General features: G+C 76.3%; 4 protein-coding genes and 1 pseudogene. 3 read left to right on the top strand and 2 right to left on the bottom strand.

Features of this window, described 5'->3' with window-relative positions:
- Positions 1 to 860 (bottom strand): ATP-binding cassette domain-containing protein (locus tag GT045_RS30330; protein WP_161296954.1); only part of this gene is annotated, 860 nt, incomplete at its 3' end.
- 340 nt (positions 861 to 1200) lie between these two features.
- Positions 1201 to 1638, bottom strand: coding sequence for a DUF6086 family protein (locus tag GT045_RS30325; RefSeq protein ID WP_161336129.1), 438 nt, complete (start codon positions 1636 to 1638; stop codon positions 1201 to 1203).
- Between the two features lie 160 nt (positions 1639 to 1798).
- On the opposite strand from GT045_RS30325, the gene GT045_RS30320 reads away from it, so the two are divergent.
- The 3 genes and pseudogenes from GT045_RS30320 to GT045_RS30310 all read left to right on the top strand — a co-directional run.
- On the top strand, positions 1799 to 2521 hold the full coding sequence (locus GT045_RS30320) for a peptidyl-tRNA hydrolase (protein ID WP_161336128.1): 723 nt from the start codon (positions 1799 to 1801) through the stop codon (positions 2519 to 2521).
- A 4-nt stretch (positions 2522 to 2525) separates the two neighbouring features.
- Positions 2526 to 2630: pseudogene (locus GT045_RS40110) on the top strand (TetR/AcrR family transcriptional regulator); the annotation flags it as partial.
- A gap of 224 nt (positions 2631 to 2854) precedes the next feature.
- Positions 2855 to 4161 (top strand): DUF692 domain-containing protein (locus tag GT045_RS30310; RefSeq protein ID WP_161336127.1); only part of this gene is annotated, 1307 nt, incomplete at its 3' end.

The raw sequence follows: 4161 nt of genomic DNA, 5'->3' as shown, positions 1-4161 counted from the left end.
TCGGGGAGCGGGGCACGGACGGGCTCGACACACTCCACGTGCCAGGACGGACGGGCCGTGAGCAGGGCGCGCAGCAGGACGTCGGAGTGGGAGGCCGGGACGGTGAGGCGGTGGCGGCCCGGTGCCGTCTCCTCGGCGCGGACGGCGATCCGTACCGCCTCGAGCGGCAGCCGCCCGTCTGGAGGTCCCGTGACGACGACCCGGGTGACCGGGCCGGCGGGTGGCGGGCTCCCGGCGTCGCCGCGCGGTCGCAGGCCGCCGTCGAGCACGGTGTACGTCGCGTCCGGCGCCCCGGCGAGCCGGCGCGGGTCGTGGTCCACGAAGACCACGGCGCCGCCGGCGGCCGTCCGCTCGGCCACCGCCCGCTCCAGCTCGTCCCGCGCCGCCGCGTCGAGCCCGGTCCACGCCTCGTCCAGCACCAGCAGTTCCGGGTCGCCGATCAGAGCCTGGGCGACGGCGACCTTCTGGCTGCTGCCCTTGGACAGCCGGGCCATCGGCGTCCCGGCGTACGCACCCGCCCCGAACCGCTCCAGCAGGCCGGCCGCCCGGCGCGCGGCGACGGCCCGGGGCAGGCCGTGCACGGCGCCGAGGTGAGTGAGGTAACCCGCGGCCGTGAAGGGCAGGGCGGACGGGAAGCGTTCCGGCACGTAGGCCGTACGCGGCCTGCCGCCGATCCGGCCCTCGGTGGGGGCGTCGAGCCGGGCGAGCAGCCGGAGCAGGGTGGACTTCCCGGTGCCGTTCGCCCCTTCCAGCCGGGTGAGGGTGCCGGGGGCGATGACGAGGTCGACGCCTCGCAGCACCCAGGGGCCGCGGAGGCCGTAACGGCGGCCCACCGCGGTCAGACGCAGTTCAGGGGGCATGAGGGCATCTCCGGTGCGGGCGGGGGACGGCTTGGGTACGGAGCGGCGGGCTCCCGGCGGGGGACGGCACGCGGGCGGGGGCGGTGCGCGGACGGGGGACGATGCGCGGGCGGGGGACGACCTGGGCACGGAGGGTGTGGCCCGGCGGGAGGCGTCGGCTTCGAACAGGGGCGTGACCCCGCCGAGGGACGGCGGCGGGCTGCGGGGGCGGCTCGGGTTCGTAGGGGGCGAACCCGGGGACGGCCGCTTCGTAATAGGGGGCGTGTCCCTGGCACGGCGGCGCGGTCGGGCGGCGGCCCGGGTCGGGGCGGTGGCGCTGGTCAGCGGGCCATATGGCGGGTCAGCGGGCCATGGCGCGGCTCAGTTCGGCCGCCCTGGCGCGCAGCGCCGCTGCCCAGGAGCCGCCGTCCTCCGGCCCGGACCTGCCGGCCGCGGAGACCTGTACGTCCGCCAGGGGGCCGTCGGGGGAGGCTTCGAGGCCGGCCCAGTCGATGCCGGTCCCGGCACGCTGGGCGAGGGCGACCACGGTGCCCACGAACCCCTCGGAGAGGGCCAGGAGCACGGTGTGGCCGGTCCGCCGGTGCCAGGCGAGCAGGGCGTGCACGAAGTCCGCGAAGACGGCCGGGTCGATCCGGCACTCGTCGTTCCGCATGGGTTCGAGTCCGGACGGCAGCCCCAGCTCGGCCTCGAACACCTCCGCCTGCCGCAGGAACAGCCGTGCGGCCCCCTCGGACGGATTCCAGAGCGTCTCGTCACCGAGCTCGAAATACTGGCTCATCGGCCCTCCCCTTCCGGCTGATCAAGACGGGTCGGCGTAGCGGCGGGTTCATCGGCGGCCCCGTCTTTTTTTCCGTCCCGGCCCCCGCCCCGCCCGGCCGGCGCCCCGGGGCCGGCCGCGCGTTGATCGGCCGGGCCGGGGCTTCGTAGGGTGGATCCCCGTGAGCGACGTTCCCGCACCTTCCGGTGACAGCCCCTTCCAGTCCGAGCACGACCGGCGCGACGAGGCCCCGCAGTTCGTGCTGCCGCTCGTCGTACGGATAGAGCGGGGCGAACCGCCCGCCCGCACCGACGCGCTGGAGACGGCCGCCCGGGCCGTGCTCGTGCTGCTCGGCGACGAGCGCGCGCACGGCGACGGGGAGTGGGCCGACGCGGTGCGGAACTGGCAGGACGCGCGGATCCGCAAGGTCGTCCGGCGGGCCCGGGGCGCCGAGTGGCGGCGCGCCGGGACGCTGCCCGGGATCACGGTCACCGGCAAGTCCGCGGAGGTCCGGGTCTTCCCGCCGATCCCGCTGGACGGCTGGCCCAAGGACCTGGCCAAGCTCCAGGTGTCGGGCACCGAACTGGACGACCCCGAGCCGCCCGTCGCCGCGGACCCGGCACAGCCCGTGCTCTGGCTGAACCCGGGGCTGGAGATGTCGGCCGGCAAGGCGATGGCCCAGGCCGGTCACGGTGCCCAGCTGGCCTGGTGGGCGCTGTCCGGCGCGGAGCGCACCGCCTGGCGGGAGGCCGGGTACGCGCTGTCCGTCCGCACGGCCGACCCCGCCGACTGGGCCCGGCTCACCGGCGGCGGTCTGCCGCTGGTGCGGGACGCCGGCTTCACGGAGATCGCACCGGGTTCCTGCACGGTCGTCGCCGACCATCCCGCGCTGCGCCGGGTGTGACCGGGTGGCGGGGGTCGACGGGCGGGTCGAGCGGGGAGACCGTACCCGCCGGCTGGTGCTGCGCCGCACGGTGGACACCGCCTCGGTCGAGGGGCGGGAGGCGCTGACCGGCCCACAGCCTGGAACAGTGACCGGCCCACAGCCTGGAGCGCTGACCGGCCCACGCTCCGGAGCGGTGACCGGCCCCGGGCCCAAAGCGGTGACCGGCCCGGGGACTCAACCTCAAATGTTGCTCTGAACGCGCCCGGCTGGGGGTTCGACGTCGCCCGCCGGGGCCATACCCCCGTCACTCGACACACGGGCACGGGCACGGGCCGAGGAGGGGGAGGCGCCATGCGGCGACTGGGGACGGGGATCGGCTGGCGGCCGGAGATCGCGGACGCCGTGGAGCGGATGCCGGGCATCGACTGGGTGGAGGTCGTGGCGGAGAACGTCTGCCCGGGACACCTCCCGGAGTCGCTGCTGCGGCTGCGCGAGCGCGGTGTGACGGTGATCCCGCACGGCGTCTCCCTCGGCCTCGGCGGCGCGGACCGGCCCGACGAACAGCGTCTGGCGGCGCTCGCCGAACGGGCACAGGCCCTCGGGGCCCCACTGGTGACCGAGCACATCGCCTTCGTCCGGGCCGGCGGCGCGCTCACCGCCTCCCCGCACCTGGAGGCCGGACACCTGCTGCCCGTACCACGCACCCGGGACGCGCTGGACGTGCTGTGCGAGAACGTCCGTGTCGCCCAGGACGCGCTGCCGGTGCCGCTGGCCCTGGAGAACATCGCCGCACTGTTCTCCTGGCCGGGCGAGGAGCTGACGGAGGGCCGGTTCCTGTCCGAACTGGTCGAGCGGACCGGCGTACGCCTGCTGATCGATGTGGCCAACCTGCACACCAACCACGTCAACCGGGGCGAGGACCCGGCCGAGGCGCTGGCCGAACTGCCCCTGGAGGCGATCGCCTACGTCCATGTAGCGGGCGGCTTCGAGCGCGACGGCGTATGGCACGACAGTCACGCGCACCCCGTGCCGCGTCCCGTACTGGACATCCTGACCGACCTCGCCACCCGGGTCGCACCCCCCGGGGTCCTCCTGGAGCGGGACGAGGACTTCCCCGAACCGGGGGAGCTGGAGCGGGAGTTGAGTGCGATCCGGGAGGCCCTGGCCGTCGGCCGTTCACGCCCGGCGAGGACCGCAGGGGCGAAGACCGCGGTGGCGAAGACCGCAGGGGCGAAGACCGCAGGGGCGAAGACCGCAGGGGCGAAGACCGCGGCGGCGACGGCCGGCACGGGCTCCGGGAGCCACGGGGGCAGCACGGCCGGTGCCGGCGGTACGAGCGGTACCGGTGACGGGGGCAGCACCGCCGGACCGGCCGGTACCGGCGACGGGGGCAGCACCGCCGGACCGGCCGGTGCCGGCGACGGGGGCTGCGCGGGTGACGGGGGCGTCGGCGTCCTGGCCCGGCCGGTGGCCGGCATGCGCGAGCGGCTCGGGGTGGCCCAGGCCGCCGTGCTGTCGTCCCTGGTGGCGGGGACGCCGGTGCCGGAGGGGTTCGACCGGGTGCGGATGGGCGTGCAGGCGCGGGCGCTCGCGGCGAAGCGGGCCGGCGTGGTGGCGAAGGTGGCACCCGAACTGCCGGTGATCCTGGGAGCGGACTA

It is taken from the genome of Streptomyces sp. SID486 (assembly GCF_009865385.1).
Classification (GTDB): Bacteria; Actinomycetota; Actinomycetes; order Streptomycetales; family Streptomycetaceae; genus Streptomyces.
This window is presented reverse-complemented; position numbering and strand designations above follow the sequence as displayed.